Source organism: Caballeronia mineralivorans PML1(12) (genome assembly GCF_001028175.1).
GTDB lineage: Bacteria > Pseudomonadota > Gammaproteobacteria > Burkholderiales > Burkholderiaceae > Caballeronia > Caballeronia mineralivorans.
This window is the reverse complement of record NZ_AEJF01000173.1, coordinates 107,521-123,868: the sequence shown is the minus strand read 5'-3', so window position 1 is coordinate 123,868 and position 16,348 is coordinate 107,521. Positions and strand designations below refer to the sequence as shown.

Genomic DNA, 16,348 nt, shown 5'->3' with positions numbered 1-16,348 from the left:
TCCGACGCCTAACGGCCGTTGCTTTGATACGAAACAATCGTTTTTTCCAGCGCGTCCCGCGTCAGTTGCACGGCATCCGGCAAGTGCAGGAAACGCGCATCATGATGCAGGCCGAGCGTGAAGCTATAGAGTTCAAACAGCATCAGCGCCGGATCCGTATCCGCGCGCAAATGCCCTTCGTCTTGCGCCTGTTTAATCGCCCGTGTCAGCGCCGCCCGCCAGGTCGTCACGCTGTGCACGAGTTGCTCGCGGACCGCACTGTCGGCGCGATCGTCGTACTCCACCGCGCCGCTGATGTAGATACAGCCCGTTGTCACTTCCTCGATGCGCTTTTCCATCCAGCGCGCCAGCATTGAACGCAAACGCGGCAAACCGCGTGCTTCGCGCAGGCTCGGGTAAAACACTTCGTCTTCAAAGCGACGGTGATATTCCTTCACCACCTCCACCTGAAGATCCTCGCGCGAGCCGAAATGCGCGAACACGCCGCTCTTGCTCATCTGCATCCGTTCGGCCAGCAAGCCGATCGTCAAGCCTTCGAGTCCATCCCGGCTTGCCAGGTCCAACGCAGCGTCGAGGATCGCGACTCGTGTCTGTTCGCCTTTTCGCATGATTTTTACCGTTTTCATGTAGTCGAAATAAAATCGAACGGCCGTACTATTGTTATAGGTAGCCGTTCATGAGACAAGCTTTTTATTAGAAATCGGGGTCTAACTTTTGCAACGTCCATAGGACGAGTCTCAGTTTGTCCCGGTTTATAGGTGAGCGGCCAGTCGGGGCTGCCCGGGTTTGACCGCGCGGCGCTTCCTCACATCAATCGTAGCGGCCGATGGTGAGCATTTTCATCATCGTGCGATACGCGTTGTAGGCCAGCCAGTTAAGCAGACGCTCACCAACCGGACGCGCCGCGTATTGCTCGACAGTAATTGGCCGGCCGTCGTGGAAAGCCTCCAGGATCGCATCGCGCAACTTCACGATCTCGTTCTCGTGGTTCACCAGCACCATGTTTGCCTCGTTATTCAGGACGAGGCTCAAGGCGTCCAGATTCGACGATCCAACCGTCGCCCAGTTCAAATCGACCACCGCCACCTTGCCGTGCAGGATCGTTTTCTCATATTCCGCTATGCGCACGCCGTACTTCAGCAGATTGCGATACAAAAATGGCGTGGCGTAGTCGAGCGCGACAAACTCCTTCCTTCCGATCACCAGCGTGACGCGCACGCCGCGCTGCGCAGCGCGGGCCAGCGCTCGGCGCAGCTTGCGCCCCGGCATGAAATACGGGTTCGCGAGCATCACCTCCTTTTGCGCATGCGAAATCGCTGCGAGATACGCCTTTTCGATTGCGCGCCGGTTGACGAGGTTATCGCGGGCGACGAACGCCACACACGGTTGATCGACCGCGTGGATCAAGCCGCGCCGCACTCGCAGACGCGTACGTAAGGCGCGCCAGTTCGTTCTCGCCGATGCCCCCGGCTCGTCGGGCTGATCCGGTGGTCGCGATGCCCGCGGCTTTACGCCGAGGCGAATCCGCTGCCATTGGAGATCGAAGGCTTCACGCACGTCCGACACTACCGGGCCTTGCGCTTCCATCGCGAAATCCCAGCGCGGAAAGTCGAGGCGTACGCCATTCTGCTCGAAGTCATCGACAATATTGATGCCGCCGCAGAACGCAATGTGGTGATCGATCACCGCGAGCTTCCGGTGCGTGCGCGAGAATCCAAGCTGCCCGAACAGATGCGGGTTGTACACCCGGTGTTCGACGTTCGCCTGTAGCCATTCATCGAAGAGCGGAAGCTTCGCGGTGCCGATGCCGTCCGTGATCACCCGCACGTGCACGCCGCGCCGGGCGGCGTTCATCAATGCAGTGGAAATGGCGTGGCCGGTGGCGTCGTCGCTGAAGATATAGGTTTCGAGCGAGACGTCGAGCTTCGCGGCGTCGATACGTTCGATCAGCGCCGGAAAAAACTCCTGGCCTGTTTTGAACAGCCGCACCGTGTTGTGGATGGTGAAGCACAGCCGACCCGGGCGACGCCCGCGAAACAGGGCTTGCTTGAGTCTGGCGAACCGGCGTTTGGGTGCGCCGAAACCGATCACCGGTTGTGCTCCGCGAGGCGCTCGGGCAATTGCAAGATCGCCTCACGATTCGACGATGAAAAACACTTCGCCGCCGCCTCCCGGAACGGCAGCCAGAGAAATGCCGTGTGCTCGCGCGGCGCCAGGGTCACTTCCAGGCAATGCGGCACGAGCAGGCTGAACTGGTGCTCTACGTTGCGCACAACGCCTTCGGCATACCGATGCCGCCATTCGGGATAGATGTCGTATTCAATCTGATGATGCCAATCGATCAGCGAGCGTTCCGGCACGGTTGGGCTGCCGATCACGATCCCTGTTTCCTCGGCCACTTCGCGCGCGGCAGTCAGGGCTATCGGTTCATCGATGTGATCTTTCGAGCCCGTCACGGACTGCCAGAAACCCGGCCGGTCGGCGCGCTCGATGACGAGCACGTCCATTTCGGGCGTGTGGATGACGACAAGGACGGATTCGGGGATTTTCGGCGGCTTGGGCATGGTGGAAACGGTGCGGCCATTCGTGGAAGCTGGCCGAAGAATGTAACCTAAAAAACGAAAAAGGCGCACTAGGCGCCTTTTTCATTTCGGATGCTGCAACTTGCTACGCTTACTGCACCTTCTGCTCCGGCGCACGCAAACGAATATGCAGTTCCTTCAACTGCTTCTCGTCCACTTCGCTCGGCGCCTGCGTCAGCAAGTCGGTCGCGCGCTGCGTCTTCGGGAAGGCGATCACGTCGCGGATGGAATCGGCGCCCGCCATCATCGTGACGATCCGGTCCAGCCCGAACGCAATACCACCATGCGGCGGCGCGCCGTACTGCAGCGCGTCGAGCAGGAAGCCGAACTTGATCCGTGCCTCTTCAGCGCTGATCTTGAGCGCGCGGAACACCTTGCTCTGCACTTCTTCCTGATAGATCCGAACCGATCCGCCGCCGATTTCCCAGCCGTTCAGCACCATGTCGTAGGCCTTGGCCAGACAACGGCCCGGATCCGTTTCCAGATATTCCAGGTGCTCGTCCTTCGGGCTCGTGAACGGATGATGCGCGGCCACGTAGCGGTTGTCTTCTTCATCGAATTCGAACATCGGGAAGTCGGTCACCCACAGCGGCTTCCAGCCCGATTCGAACAGCCCGTTCGCACGGCCGAACTCCGAATGACCAATCTTCAGACGCAACGCGCCCAGGCTGTCGTTGACCACTTTCGCGCGATCCGCTGCGAAGAAAATGATGTCGCCGTCCTGCGCGCCCGTACGTTCCATGATCGCGGCGATCGCGGCTTCGTGCAGGTTCTTCACGATCGGGCTTTGCAGGCCGTCACGACCCTTCGTCACGTCGTTGACCTTGATCCAGGCCAAGCCCTTCGCGCCGTAGATGCGCACGAATTCCGTGTACCCGTCGATATCCCCACGCGACAGATCCGCGCCCTTCGGCACGCGCAACGCCGCCACGCGGCCGTCCTTCGAGTTCGCCGGCGTGCTGAAGACCTTGAAGTCGACATCGCGAACAGCGTCCGTCAGATCAGCGAATTCCAGCTTCACGCGCAGGTCCGGCTTGTCCGACCCAAAGCGGCGCATGGCTTCCGAATACAGCATGACCGGGAATTTCTCGTCGAGCGAGACGTTGATCGTTTCCTTGAAAACGTGACGGATCATCGCTTCGAACAGATCGCGGATTTCCTGTTCCGTCAAAAACGACGTTTCGCAGTCGATCTGGGTGAATTCCGGCTGACGATCGGCGCGCAAATCTTCGTCGCGGAAACATTTCACGATCTGATAGTAGCGATCGAAGTTCGCCACCATCAGCAGCTGCTTGAACAATTGCGGCGACTGCGGCAGCGCGAAGAACTGGCCCGGGTTGGTACGCGACGGCACCAGGTAATCGCGCGCGCCTTCCGGCGTGCTCTTGGTGAGCATCGGCGTTTCAATATCGATAAAACCCTGCGCGTCCAGGTACTTGCGCACTTCAATAGCCACGCGATACCGCAAGCGCAAGTTCTGTTGCATCTGCGGACGACGCAGGTCGAGCACGCGGTGCGTAAGGCGCGTGGTTTCGGAAAGGTTGTCGTCGTCGAGCTGGAACGGCGGCGTCACCGACGCGTTCAGCACATTCAGCTCATGGCACAGCACTTCAATCTTGCCGCTGGTCAGCCCGGCGTTCGCCGTGCCTTCCGGGCGGCTGCGCACCACGCCTTTCACCTGCACGCAAAACTCGTTGCGCACGCCTTCGGCCACCTTGAACATTTCTGCGCGATCCGGATCGCACACGACCTGCACGAGGCCCTCGCGGTCGCGCAGATCGATAAAAATGACGCCGCCGTGATCGCGCCGGCGATGTACCCAGCCGCACAGCGAAACGCTTTGGCCCAGCAAGGCTTCGGTCACCAGACCGCAGTATTCAGATCTCATCGACATGATGTTGTGTCTTTCGTTATTCATTGATCAACGGCGCGCGCGAACAAGCTCAAAACGCTGTTCGCAGCACGCCGGCATTACAGCGGCGGATCGACGGGGCGGCGCGGCGCGGCCTGCGCTTGCGGCATGGACGGCGCGACTACTCCCATTGACACGATGTACTTCAACGCAGCATCGACAGACATGTCGAGCTCGATGACTTCGCTTTTCGGCACCATCAGGAAGAAGCCCGAGGTGGGATTCGGCGTGGTCGGCACGTAGACGCTCACATGTTCTTCGGTCAGGTGATTGACTACGTCGCCGCCAGGAATGCCCGTCAGGAAACCGATGGTGTACGACCCCGAATGCGGGTACCGGATCAACAGTGCCTTGCGGAACGCGTTGCCGCTGCTGGAGAGCAACGTGTCCGACACTTGTTTGACGCTGGTATACAGCGGTCCAACCACGGGAATGTGGCGCACGATCACATTCCACCACTCGACCAGTTTCTGGCCGACGAAGTTCTGCGTGAGCAAGCCCACGACGAAAATGAAAGCCAGCGTCAGCACAGCGCCGAGGCCCGGCAGATGAAAGCCGAAGAGCCGCTCGGGCTGCCAGGATTCCGGCAGCAGCAGGAGCGTCTGGTCCATGGTTCCGATCACGAGCCCGATCACCCATAAGGTGATGGCGAGCGGCACCAGCACCAGCAGGCCGGTCGCGAACACGGATTTCAACGTAGTCTTTTTGGTCGTCATTTACACAGCCGGAAGGCCGCCCCGCTTGGATTTCGCGGTTTGGCTGGTTCGCCGCCCGATGTTACGTCGTGGGTTTCGGGCGGACATCTGCGTGCGTACGATCGGACAGATCGAGCGGTTGAGCGCGGTGGAGGCGCGGGTCGAGCTTCGTTTCCGTTTCAGACTTCGCGCTTCGTTCCAGGGAACCGGACAGCGTCAATTCGACGCCGGAGCAGCCGGTTTCGACGATGCCGCGGGTGCAGACGCCGTGCTGCTCTTCGAACTATCCGATGCAGCCGCGCCTGCGGTGGACGAATCGGATTTCGAAGACTCGCTACCCGAACTACCCGAATTTCCCGAATCTGACGCGCCTTCGCTCTTCGTTGCGGCTTTGGCGCCATCGTCCTTCTTGGCGGCCGCACCATTGTTGCCGCCGCGGAAGTCGGTTACGTACCAGCCGGAGCCTTTCAACTGAAAGCCCGCAGCGGTAACTTGCTTGACGAATGTGTCTTTCCCGCACTGCGGACAGTGGGTGAGCGGCGCATCGCTCATTTTCTGGAGCGCGTCTTTTTCGAAGCCGCAGGACTCGCAGCGGTACGCGTAGATCGGCATGTCACTCTTCCTACGATTAACGTTTCGGCGCTTGCAAAGCCTTGAATTATAGCCGCAAACCATCGGCGGCCCCTTAATTTTGGGCTCGCAGGCGCGGGTTTCAAGGTGATGGAGCAGGTTTGCGCGTGTTTCTTTCGTAGAAACGCGACACAGGTGGATGCAGGAGGATTCGCCGGTGTGCGGCGTGTAGTGGGCGTGTGCTGCCCGGTGCAGCCAATGTCCGGAATAACGCGGTTAGGCGGCAGATCCGGCTTGCGGCGCGCGCCGCCGCCAGGTGAGCCAGCGTTCGCGTCCCGCGAAGACATCGATGGAACCAGTCACCTCGTGCTCCTCCACCAGCTCGAAATATGGCGTAAGCAGTGCATCGAGTGCGCTCCGCTCAATGCCGAACGGCGGCCCCTTGGGCGTCGCACCGAGGAAATAGAAGCCGGCCAGCAGCGCGCCGGGCCGCAGCAATTCAGCCATGCGCACGGCGTAGTCCTGCCAACGCTCACGCGGCAACGCGCACAAGAACGCGCGCTCATAGATCCAGTTCGTTTCGAATGGCGGCCGATACGCGAAGAAATCCGCCTGTTCGACAACCCCCGCGTGCTCGCCCAATTGCTCGCGCGCCGCCGCGACGGCGCTGGGTGAAAAATCGATAGCCTTCACCGGCCAGTTTTCGCGCGCAAGCCAAAGTGCTTCGTACGCGCTGCCACAGCCGGGAATCAGCACGTTCTGCAACGTGTCGCGATGTGCCAGAGCAAACGTCTGAAACGCCTCGGGTACGCCGGCCTGATCCCAGGGTGTAAAGTGCTGATCGAAGCGTTCATTCCAGAAATCGGGGGAATTCGAGTCGCGCGTTTCGAAGGTGAGAGGAATAGCGGGAGCGGCGGGTTTGCGAGTGTCTGTCATGGTGCCCTCAACCTCCGTACGCAAATACCTGCCAGAACTCGGCGAGCACGGCGCCCGCGCCCACGGCCAGCCCGAATATCAGCAATGCCTGCAACAACCGGTTGGTGCGTTTCTGCTCGACCAGGATCATGCGCATCAGTTCGTCGTTGCCGCCGCGCGGCTGATCGTGCCGGTCAGCCAGCAGCTGATGGATCAGCCGCGGCAACTGCGGCATCGTCTTGCTCCATTGCGGCGCTTCCAGTTTCAGCCTTTCGTACCAGCCGCGCCAGCCGACCTGCTCGTTCATCCAGCGTTCGAGATACGGCTTGGCCGTTTTCCACAGATCGAGTTCAGGATCGAGCGAACGGCCAAGGCCCTCCACATTCAGCATGGTTTTCTGCAGCAACACGAGTTGCGGCTGAATCTCGACATTGAAACGACGCGAGGTGGAAAACAGCCGCATCAGCACCTGGCCAAGCGAAATGTCCTTCAGCGCGCGATCGAAGTACGGCTCGCAGACGGCGCGAATTGCGCTTTCCAATTCCTCGACGCGCGTATCCGGCGGCACCCAGCCCGACTCCAGATGCAGGGTGGCCACGCGGTGATAGTCGCGCTTGAAGAACGCCAGGAAATTCTGCGCGAGATAGTTTTTATCGAAGTCTGACAGCGCGCCGACAATCCCGAAATCCAGCGCGATATACCGCCCGAACGTCTCTTCCGCGAGACTCACCTGGATGTTGCCGGGATGCATGTCGGCGTGAAAAAAGCCGTCGCGGAATACCTGCGTGAAGAAGATCTCGACGCCTTCCTGCGCCAGCTTCGGGATATCCACGCCTGCCGCTCGCAAGACCTCGACCTGGCTGATCGGCACGCCAACCATGCGCTCCATCACAAGCACGGTGGGCGCGGAATAATCCCAATACATCTCGGGCACCATCAGCAGATCGAGGCCCGCAAAATTGCGCCGCAACTGGCTGCCGTTCGCGGCCTCTCGCATCAGGTCGAGTTCGTCGTGGAGATATTTATCGAACTCCGCGACCACCTCGCGCGGTTTCAGCCGCTTGCCGTCCGCCCACAGCCGCTCGGTCCAGTATGCAATGTCCCGCAGCAATGCGAGATCGGAGTCGATCACGGGCAGCATGTTCGGCCGCAACACCTTCACGGCCACCGCCTTGCCCGCGTGCGCGCCGGTCTTGATCCGGGCGAAGTGCACCTGCGCAATCGAGGCACTCGCCACCGGCACCCGTTCGAAGTCATCGAACAACACGTCGATGGGCGAGCCCAGCGACTTTTCGACGATCGCGATAGCCACGTCCGAATCGAACGGCGGCACCTGATCCTGCAGCTTGGCGAGTTCATTCGCTATATCTACAGGCAGCAGATCGCGCCGTGTAGATAGCACCTGCCCGAACTTCACGAAGATCGGCCCGAGGCTTTCGAGTGCAAGACGCAAGCGCACGCCGCGCTCGACCTCGAACTTGCGGCCGAACGTGGTAACGCGCATCAGCACGCGAACGCGCCGGTCCTGGATGCCGCTCAGCACCAGTTCATCGAGCCCGAATCGCACTACCGTGAAAAAAATCTTGAGGAAACGCAGAAAACGCATGGTTCAGCCCATTACTTGCTCGTGCCGCGCGCTGACGCGGCAGCGCCGGACGCTGATGCGCCTCGGGCTTCGGCTTTTTGTTCGAGTCGCTCGATGCGTTTTTCGACGCGCGCGAGCGCGTCCCGGGCAGTCGACAGCTCAGCATTGAACGTATCGAGAGCGCTACGGCGCACGAGTTGAGGTTGTTCGTCGAGCAGGTATTCGGCCACCGATTCGAGCAAATTGCGTCCCGAACGGCGCGCCTGTTCACCGACCTTGCGCACGGTCGAGCCGATGCGGTGAGCGGGAGCGTCGCCAATCACGCGCGCCAGATCTTCTTCTGGCTCCCAGCGCAGATGCTCGGCCAGCTTCGCAATGGTGGTCGCAAATTCAGCGTCGCCTTCTATGCGCACGTGTTTCATCACGGCCGCCTGACCGCCTTGCAGGAACGTAGGGACGGCCTCAGTGGGAACAGAGAGGGTCACGTCGAAAGTCGGCGCTTCGGTTTCGTCGATGGCGGCAATCAACCCGTCCGGCTGGACCATCAGCAACAACGCGAACGGTGAAAGCACGAGCCGCGCGGTTTTGCCGGCGTATGGCGTAAGCCGCTCGCGAGCCCACGATTCGCGCGCGAGCACGTGGTTCACAGCGGCCGCGAACGCTTTCGACGCGGTTCTGGCAGCGGCCTGGGAGGCAGAAGTTGCTACGGGGTGGGCGAATTCGTCTGCGTGCGTCATCGGCTCTGAGATGAAAAAACCCGCGCAAGCGGTCACTCGCGCGGGTTTCTATTCTACCTTTGCAACGGGCGTTGTCGTTTGGCCCTTGGCCGCCACACCTTGACGTTAGCCATAAGACCTAGCCGACAAAGCCTGGACGACCGGCTCGATCAGCCCACTCATCAGCCCGCTCATGAGCCCAATTAGCTGACCTGTTGAATCCCGGCGAGCAACCAGCCTTCATTGCCGTACTTCTGTTTCGACAAGTTCCAGATTTCGATGAACGGCTCGGCAGCAGCGCCTTCCGTTTCACGAATCAGGCCGTGGAAACGCACGCTGGCGAGACTTTCCGTGCCGCGATCCTCTACGCCCAGAATGTCGGCGTTGAGCTGAACGACATCGGTGCGATTTGGCTGCGTGCCACGTGCATCGATGTCCAGCTTCACTTCCGCGAACATTTCCGGCGTGGTGAATTCGCGGATGTCGTTGGAATTGCCGCGATCCCATGCGTCCTGCAAGCGCACGAAATAAACCTTCGCGTTACGCACGAATGCTTCAGTGTCAAAGCCTGCGGGCACTTCGACTTGCGGCGCAGCGTCCACGGTGTTCGCGCTGCTCAGCGCAGCGGCCGACGGGCCATAACCACCCGGCGCCGATGGCGGCACATAGCTGGGTTCGTGTTGATTAAACTCGGTACGCGCCGAGCCGCCAAACGGCGAACCCGCGCCGGCACCTGCGTAAGCCGGCGTGTTGGCGTTCTTCCTGCGATTCATGAAGAAGCGGAAGATCATCACGGCAGCCATCACGATCAACGCGATCATGATGATGTTCGCCATTGCGCCAGCAAACGCGCCGCCAAGGCCGAAGTGAGACAGCAGCGCGGCGATACCGAGACCCGCTGCCAGGCCGGCGAGCGGTCCCATCCAGCGGTTACGCGCCGGCTGTGCAGCCGGCGCGGCAGGTGCCGGTGCGGGTGCCGGTGTTGCTCGCTGGGCGTTAGCTGCCTGGCCCGACTGCATGGACTGCGAGGGCGGCGTAGCTTGATTCTGTTGTGCTGCGGTCGTTGATTGACGACCCAAGCTGCGGCCGCCGCCCATGCGGCGTGCCTCTGCATCTTCAGCGATCAACGCACCGGCCATGATTACGCCAGCCAGCGCAACGACCCCGGCTTTCCTGAATAACGACTTCAGGAAACCCCGAGTTTGGGGTAAGCGCGAATCGGACATTTCGAATCCTTATAAAAGTGGAACACTAAAATTTGGTCCCGACGTGTAAAGCTACCACGCCACCTGACAAATTGTAATATTCGACTCGATCCAATCCCGCGCGTTCCATCATTATTTTCAGCGTTTCCTGATCCGGATGCATCCGGATCGACTCCGCGAGATACCGGTAGCTATCTGCATCTTTCGCGAACTTGTCGCCAAGCCACGGCAAAAACTTGAAACTGTAGAGATCGTAGGCTTTCTTTAACGGCTCCCATACCTTCGAAAACTCCAGCACGAGCACCCGTCCACCCGGCTTCAAAACCCGATACATTTCTGCCAACGCACCATCTTTGTGCGTCATATTACGAAGCCCAAAGGCAACTGTAATTACATCGAAATAATTATCCGGGAACGGAATCTTCTCTGCGTCACAGATCAGCGTGGGTGTGATCACGCCTCGATCGATCAGGCGATCCCGCCCGACGCGCAGCATCGACTCATTGATATCCGTGTGCCAGACCTCGCCTTTTTCGCCCGCCTGTTTTGCGAACGCTTTCGCCAGATCGCCCGTCCCGCCTGCCAGATCGAGCACTTTGTAACCCGGACGGACCTTCGCCTGCCCGATTGCGAAGAATTTCCACGCGCGATGCAAGCCGCCCGACATCAGGTCGTTCATCAAGTCGTAGTTGCTCGCGACCGAATCGAAAACGCCCGCCACCTTCTTCGCTTTTTCCTGTTCGTCGACCGTTTCAAAACCGAAGTGGGTCTTGCTCATCGCGTTCGTCCTTGTCTTGTTCGTGTTGTGGGCCCGAGCCTGCTGTCGGCTTTGGGCCGGTTGCCGCGGCAAATTGCCGCTGCGAGATAGAAATCGGTCAGTGGCAATGGCCGCCGGACGCTTTCGGCGTCATCGGCATATCGCGGTCGATACCCGCGGCTTCCAGTCTGGCGAGATAGTCGGCCCAGAGTTCATCCTGACGAACCGCGAGATCATGCAAGATGTCCCAGGAATAGAGGCCGGTATTGTGGCCATCGGAGAAATTGAGCTGCAGCGCGTAATGGCCGACCGGCTCGACCGCGAGGATCAATACGTCGCGCTTGCCCGTCTGCAGCGTTTCTTGTCCGGGACCGTGGCCCTGCACCTCCGCCGACGGCGAATATACGCGCAACAGCTCGAACGGTATGCGATACGTCTGATCGTTCGGATATTGCAACTCGAGGGCGCGTGTTTTCGAATGCACGACGACACCCGTCGGAATCGGCGTTTGTTTGGTCAGTCCGCTCATGGTGAGCCTTTAGATCAGGTGATGAGGTTAGCCCGCGTCGACCTGCATCAGCCGAAAGCCAGCGCCATCTCGCTACGCACCGCTTCGCGCAGCAACGTGGCCTGGGCACGGCGATTCGACAGCAGCGCTTGCGACACCGTGCGCTGGCGCGGCGCCCAGATGGGCAGCGGGAAACGGGAATCGTTGGAATGGCGGGGAATGACGTGCCAGTGGACGTGTGGAACCTGGTTGCCAAGACTCGCCAGATTCACCTTGGCCGGCGCCAGCACTCGCCTGATTGCGCGCTCCACGCCATTCACCGCCGCCATGATCTTGAGCCGGGCGGCGTTGTCGAGATCGGACATCTCGGCCACGTGCGCATGCCAGATCACGCGGCAAAAGCCCGGCCACTCGGGTTCGTCGGCGAGGACGACGCGCACTGCGTCGTCCGACCACAAGACCTCGCCGCCGTCTTCACGGCAAAAGACACAGTCCATCATTTTCCTCTAGCGAAACAAACCCCGATTCCGCTATTACACCAGCACGCGCTCGATACCGCCATCGTTAGCGCGCGCGACGTAATCTTCCATCCAGCTCGCGCCGAGCACCTTGCGGGCGATTTCCACGACGATATAGTCCGCCTCGATGTTCGCGTCCTCGTTATAGCGCGACAAACCTTGCAGGCAGGACGGGCAGCTCGTCAGGATCTTGACGTCGGTTCCGGTCGATTGGGCATCACCCGCTTTTAGCACCGAACCCGGCGCAGCACCCGCCGTTCCCGCCGACGCGTTCGCCAGATTGGAGCCGTTCGCGCCCGCTTCGGCGAGCAGCGGAATGTCACGCAGCTTCGCGGCTCCCTTGCGGATTTCCTCTTCCTTGCGGAAGCGGACTTGCGTCGATATATCCGGTCGCGTGACGGCAAGCGTTCCCGATTCGCCGCAGCATCGGTCGTTCTTCTCGATCTTGTAGCCGTCGTTTGCCGAACCCATGAGCTCGTTCACCAGCTTGACCGGGTCCATCGTCTTGATCGGCGAGTGGCATGGGTCGTGATACATGTAGCGCGTGCCCGTCACGCCTTCCAGCTTGATGTTCTTCTCGAGCAGGAATTCGTGGATATCGATGATCCGGCAGCCCGGGAAAATCTTCTCGAATTCGTATCCGGCCAGTTGGTCGTAGCAAGTCCCGCACGACACCACCACCGTCTTGATATCGAGATAATTCAGCGTATTGGCCACGCGATGGAACAACACGCGGTTATCCGTGACGATCTTCTCGGCTTTATCGAACTGTCCCGCCCCGCGTTGCGGATAGCCGCAGCACAGGTAACCCGGCGGCAACACTGTTTGCACGCCGGCTTCCCACAACATCGCTTGCGTCGCTAAACCGACTTGCGAGAACAAGCGCTCCGAGCCGCAGCCCGGGAAGTAGAAAACCGCTTCCGTGTCGGACGTAGTCGTCTTCGGATTGCGGATGATCGGAACAATCTTGTTGTCTTCAATGTCAAGCAACGCCCGCGCCGTCTTTTTCGGCAGGTTGCCCGGCATCTTCTTGTTCATGAAGTGGATCACCTGCTGCGTGACCGCCGGTTTGCCGACCGTTGCCGGTGGTTTCGCCGTCTGCTTCTTCGTGAACTTTTTCAAGACGTCGTTGCCAAGCCGCTGCGCCTTGTAGCCAACGCCCATCATCGCCGTGCGGGCCAGGTTGATGGTTTGCGGGTTCGTCGCGTTAAGGAAGAACATGCCGGCCGCGTTGCCCGCGTTGAACTTCTTCTTACCCATCTTGCGCAGCAGGTTGCGCATGTTCATGGTGACATCGCCGAAATCGATCTTCACCGGGCACGGCGTCACGCACTTGTGGCAGACGGTGCAGTGATCGGCGACGTCGTTGAACTCGTCCCAATGTTTTATCGATACGCCGCGGCGCGTCTGCTCTTCATATAAGAACGCCTCGACCAGCAGCGATGTCGCGAGAATCTTGTTGCGCGGGCTGTAAAGCAGATTGGCGCGCGGCACGTGCGTCGCGCAGACTGGTTTGCATTTGCCGCAACGCAGGCAGTCCTTGATGGAATCCGCGATCGCGCCAATATCGGACTGCTGCATGATCAGCGACTCGTAGCCCATCAAGCCGAAGCTCGGCGTGTAGGCGTTGCGCAGATCGGCGCCCGCGAGCAGCTTGCCCGCGTTGAAACGGCCATTGGGATCGACGCGCTGCTTGTACTCGCGGAACTCCGCGATTTCGTCTTCGGTCAGGAATTCCAGCTTCGTAATGCCGATGCCGTGTTCGCCGGAAATCACGCCATCCAGATCGCGCGCGAGCTTCATGATGCGCGCAACCGCGACGTGCGCGTCCTGCAGCATCTCATAGTTGTCGGAGTTGACCGGAATGTTGGTGTGGACGTTGCCATCGCCGGCGTGCATGTGGAGCGCGACGAACACGCGGCCACGCAGAACCGTCTTGTGGATGTTCTGCGCTTCTTCAAGGATGGGCTTGAACTCGCCGCCGTTGAAGATGTGACGCAGTTCGGCGCGGATTTCCTGCTTCCAGGAGATACGGATCGTACGGTCCTGCGCGACATCGAATACGCGAACGCCCGGTTGCGAATCCACCCGATCCGCCATCTTCTCGGCCAAGCCTTCGTAGCCGAGCTGAACCATATAGTGCTGCGCTTCACGCAACGGCATATCGAGCTTTTCGCCGACGAACGTCCAGCGTTCACGCACTCGCTGCAACAGATCGAGCGCTTGCTGCACGCGATCTTCGAGCAACTCGGCACTTGGAATCTCGTTGGCGTCGTCGCTCTTTCCGAGCGGCAGCTTGCCGTTCTTGAAGAACGTTTCGAGGGCATCGACGAGTTGCAGCTTGTTCTTGATCGACAACTCGATGTTGATCCGCTCAATCCCGTCCGTGTACTCGCCCATGCGATTCAGCGGGATCACCACGTCTTCATTGATCTTGAACGCGTTCGTATGCTTTGCGATAGCGGCCGTGCGCGAGCGATCGAGCCAGAAACGCTTGCGCGCCTCGGCGTTCACCGCGACAAACCCTTCGCCGCTCTTGCCGTTCGCCATGCGGACGACTTCGGACGTGGCCTGAGCCACTGCATCCGGATCGTTACCGACGATATCGCCGATCAGCACCATCTTCGGAAACGCGTTGCGCTTGCTCTTGGTCGCATAACCGACGGCGCGCAGATAACGTTCGTCGAGATGTTCCAGACCGGCGAGAATCGCGCCGCCCTGCTTCGATGTCTCGAACAAGAAATCTTTAATTTCCACGATGCTCGGAATCGCATCGCGCGCCTGGCCGAAGAATTCGAGGCAGACCGTGCGCGTATGCGCGGGCATCTTGTGCAGGATCCAGCGCGCCGACGTGATCAGACCGTCGCAGCCTTCCTTTTGCACGCCGGGCAAACCTGACAGGAATTTATCCGTCACGTCCTTGCCAAGCCCTTCCTTGCGGAACTTGCTGCCGGAAATATCGAGCGATTCCGTGCGCAGCAATTTCTCGCCCGGCGCACGCGAGCCGTCGAACCAGTCGAGCCGGAAACGCGCTACGGGGATGTCGTGAATCTTGCCGCAGTTGTGATCCAGACGCGTGACTTCGAGCCAATTGCCTTGCGGATCGACCATGCGCCACCAGGCGAGGTTATCGAGCGCCGTGCCCCACAGCACGGCCTTCTTGCCGCCTGCGTTCATCGCGACATTGCCGCCGACGCACGATGCATCCAGCGACGTCGGATCCACCGCGAAGACGAAACCGGCCTGCTCGGCGGCTTCCGTTACACGGCGCGTAACGACGCCCGCACCCGAGAAAATAGTCGCAACCTTATGATCGACGCCCGGCAGATCCGTCATTTCGACGGGGCCGAGTTGTTCGAGTTTTTCGGTGTTGATGACGGCCGCAAACGGCGTCAAAGGGATCGCGCCGCCGGTGTAACCCGTGCCGCCTCCACGTGGAATCACGGTCAGCCCGAGTTCGAAACACGCCTTGATCATGCCGGCGATTTCGGCTTCGGTATCCGGCGTCAGTACGACGAACGGGTACTCCACGCGCCAGTCGGTTGCATCGGTCACATGGGACACGCGGGACAAACCATCGAACTTGATGTTGTCCTTTTCGGTCACGCGCCCAAGTACCTTCGACGCCTTCTTGCGCAAATCGTAGGTCTGCTCGAACTCTTTCTTGAAGTCCTCGACCGCGCGGCAGGCGGCGCTGATCAGCACTTCCACGCGCGCTGCGCGACCCCGGCCGGCGTCGTCCTGATGCTGTGACAGATCCGCTTTCCGGCGTTTCTCAATATCGCTCAGCCGATGGTTCAGCGCTTCGATCAGCAATGCGCGTCGTTTCGGGTTGTCGAGCAGATCGTCCTGCAGGTAGGGATTGCGGCGCACGACCCAGATATCGCCGAGCACTTCATACAGCATGCGTGCCGAGCGGCCGGTGCGGCGCTCGCTGCGCAGGACCGCGAGCGCGGCCCAGGCTTCCTCGCCCAGCAGGCGGATTACGATTTCGCGATCGGAAAACGACGTGTAGTTATAGGGAATTTCGCGCAGGCGCGGCTCGGTATCCAGGGCCACGGCATGCGCGGCGCCGTTCGGATCGAAGGCTTGGGGTGCGTTCATATTCGACAGTTCGGTGAGCCGGCGCCTGTGCTGACAATGAGATCAAAAGCAGCGAGATAGCCGGCATTGCGCGGGGAAGCGCAGATTTTCGAGTGAAACTTTTTTATGTGAAGGCGGCCGTCGGCGAAGTGTGGCGAACGGCGAAAACCTTCGCGGGTACCGGACTCAGCGCCACGATCGCGTATGACGCGCGTGCCGCTCTGCCGCCGCGTGGGCGGCGCAATGCAGCGCGCCCGATTCGCGGGGAACATGCGTCAAAAAGCCGGTCCGGGACTGCCGTT

14 protein-coding genes and 1 pseudogene are annotated in these 16,348 nt (G+C 60.3%); 1 reads left to right on the top strand and 14 read right to left on the bottom strand.

The window, feature by feature from the left end; all coding sequences use genetic code 11:
- Positions 1-8: 8 nt before the first annotated feature.
- The 5 genes from EOS_RS29090 to EOS_RS29070 form a co-directional block, all read right to left on the bottom strand.
- Positions 9-608, bottom strand: coding sequence for a TetR/AcrR family transcriptional regulator (locus tag EOS_RS29090; RefSeq protein ID WP_047895647.1), 600 nt, complete (start codon positions 606-608; stop codon positions 9-11).
- A 202-nt stretch (positions 609-810) separates the two neighbouring features.
- Positions 811-2,091: a phospholipase D-like domain-containing protein gene (locus EOS_RS29085; RefSeq protein WP_047895646.1), complete on the bottom strand. Its 1,281-nt coding sequence runs from the start codon at positions 2,089-2,091 to the stop codon at positions 811-813.
- Positions 2,088-2,564: a dihydroneopterin triphosphate diphosphatase gene (gene nudB / locus EOS_RS29080; protein WP_047895645.1), complete on the bottom strand. Its 477-nt coding sequence runs from the start codon at positions 2,562-2,564 to the stop codon at positions 2,088-2,090. The genes EOS_RS29085 and nudB overlap by 4 nt, the downstream gene beginning before the upstream one ends.
- Before the next feature lie 109 nt (positions 2,565-2,673).
- Positions 2,674-4,476, bottom strand: a complete 1,803-nt coding sequence (gene aspS, locus EOS_RS29075) for an aspartate--tRNA ligase (RefSeq protein WP_047895644.1) — start codon at positions 4,474-4,476, stop codon at positions 2,674-2,676.
- Between the two features lie 77 nt (positions 4,477-4,553).
- Positions 4,554-5,210 (bottom strand): DUF502 domain-containing protein, encoded by a 657-nt coding sequence (locus EOS_RS29070; protein ID WP_047895643.1) that lies wholly within the window; start codon positions 5,208-5,210, stop codon positions 4,554-4,556.
- A 91-nt stretch (positions 5,211-5,301) separates the two neighbouring features.
- Here EOS_RS29070 and EOS_RS49020 point away from each other — a divergent pair, with 91 nt between their 5' ends.
- Entirely contained in the window at positions 5,302-5,664 is a 363-nt protein-coding gene (locus EOS_RS49020) for a hypothetical protein (RefSeq protein WP_053064076.1), read from the top strand.
- 29 nt (positions 5,665-5,693) lie between these two features.
- Here the strand turns inward: EOS_RS49020 and EOS_RS49015 are convergent.
- The 9 genes and pseudogenes from EOS_RS49015 to EOS_RS29025 all read right to left on the bottom strand — a co-directional run.
- Positions 5,694-5,801 (bottom strand): annotated as a pseudogene (locus EOS_RS49015) (FmdB family zinc ribbon protein); the annotation flags it as partial.
- A 234-nt stretch (positions 5,802-6,035) separates the two neighbouring features.
- A complete protein-coding gene (locus EOS_RS29060; RefSeq protein WP_047895641.1) occupies positions 6,036-6,695 on the bottom strand; it encodes a methyltransferase domain-containing protein in 660 nt (219 codons plus the stop codon).
- A 7-nt stretch (positions 6,696-6,702) separates the two neighbouring features.
- On the bottom strand, positions 6,703-8,280 hold the full coding sequence (gene ubiB, locus EOS_RS29055) for a ubiquinone biosynthesis regulatory protein kinase UbiB (protein ID WP_047895640.1): 1,578 nt from the start codon (positions 8,278-8,280) through the stop codon (positions 6,703-6,705).
- Between the two features lie 11 nt (positions 8,281-8,291).
- Positions 8,292-8,996, bottom strand: coding sequence for a ubiquinone biosynthesis accessory factor UbiJ (locus EOS_RS29050; RefSeq protein WP_082163554.1), 705 nt, complete (start codon positions 8,994-8,996; stop codon positions 8,292-8,294).
- Between the two features lie 182 nt (positions 8,997-9,178).
- Positions 9,179-10,201, bottom strand: a complete 1,023-nt coding sequence (locus EOS_RS29045; protein WP_047895639.1) for a TIM44-like domain-containing protein — start codon at positions 10,199-10,201, stop codon at positions 9,179-9,181.
- Positions 10,202-10,226: 25 nt separating this feature from the next.
- Positions 10,227-10,958, bottom strand: a complete 732-nt coding sequence (ubiE, locus tag EOS_RS29040) for a bifunctional demethylmenaquinone methyltransferase/2-methoxy-6-polyprenyl-1,4-benzoquinol methylase UbiE (protein WP_047895638.1) — start codon at positions 10,956-10,958, stop codon at positions 10,227-10,229.
- A 97-nt stretch (positions 10,959-11,055) separates the two neighbouring features.
- Positions 11,056-11,466, bottom strand: a complete 411-nt coding sequence (locus tag EOS_RS29035) for a gamma-butyrobetaine hydroxylase-like domain-containing protein (protein ID WP_047895637.1) — start codon at positions 11,464-11,466, stop codon at positions 11,056-11,058.
- A 47-nt stretch (positions 11,467-11,513) separates the two neighbouring features.
- Positions 11,514-11,942, bottom strand: coding sequence for an HIT family protein (locus tag EOS_RS29030; RefSeq protein ID WP_047895636.1), 429 nt, complete (start codon positions 11,940-11,942; stop codon positions 11,514-11,516).
- 36 nt (positions 11,943-11,978) lie between these two features.
- Positions 11,979-16,067, bottom strand: a complete 4,089-nt coding sequence (locus EOS_RS29025; protein ID WP_047895635.1) for a DUF3683 domain-containing protein — start codon at positions 16,065-16,067, stop codon at positions 11,979-11,981.
- Positions 16,068-16,348 lie beyond the last annotated feature (281 nt).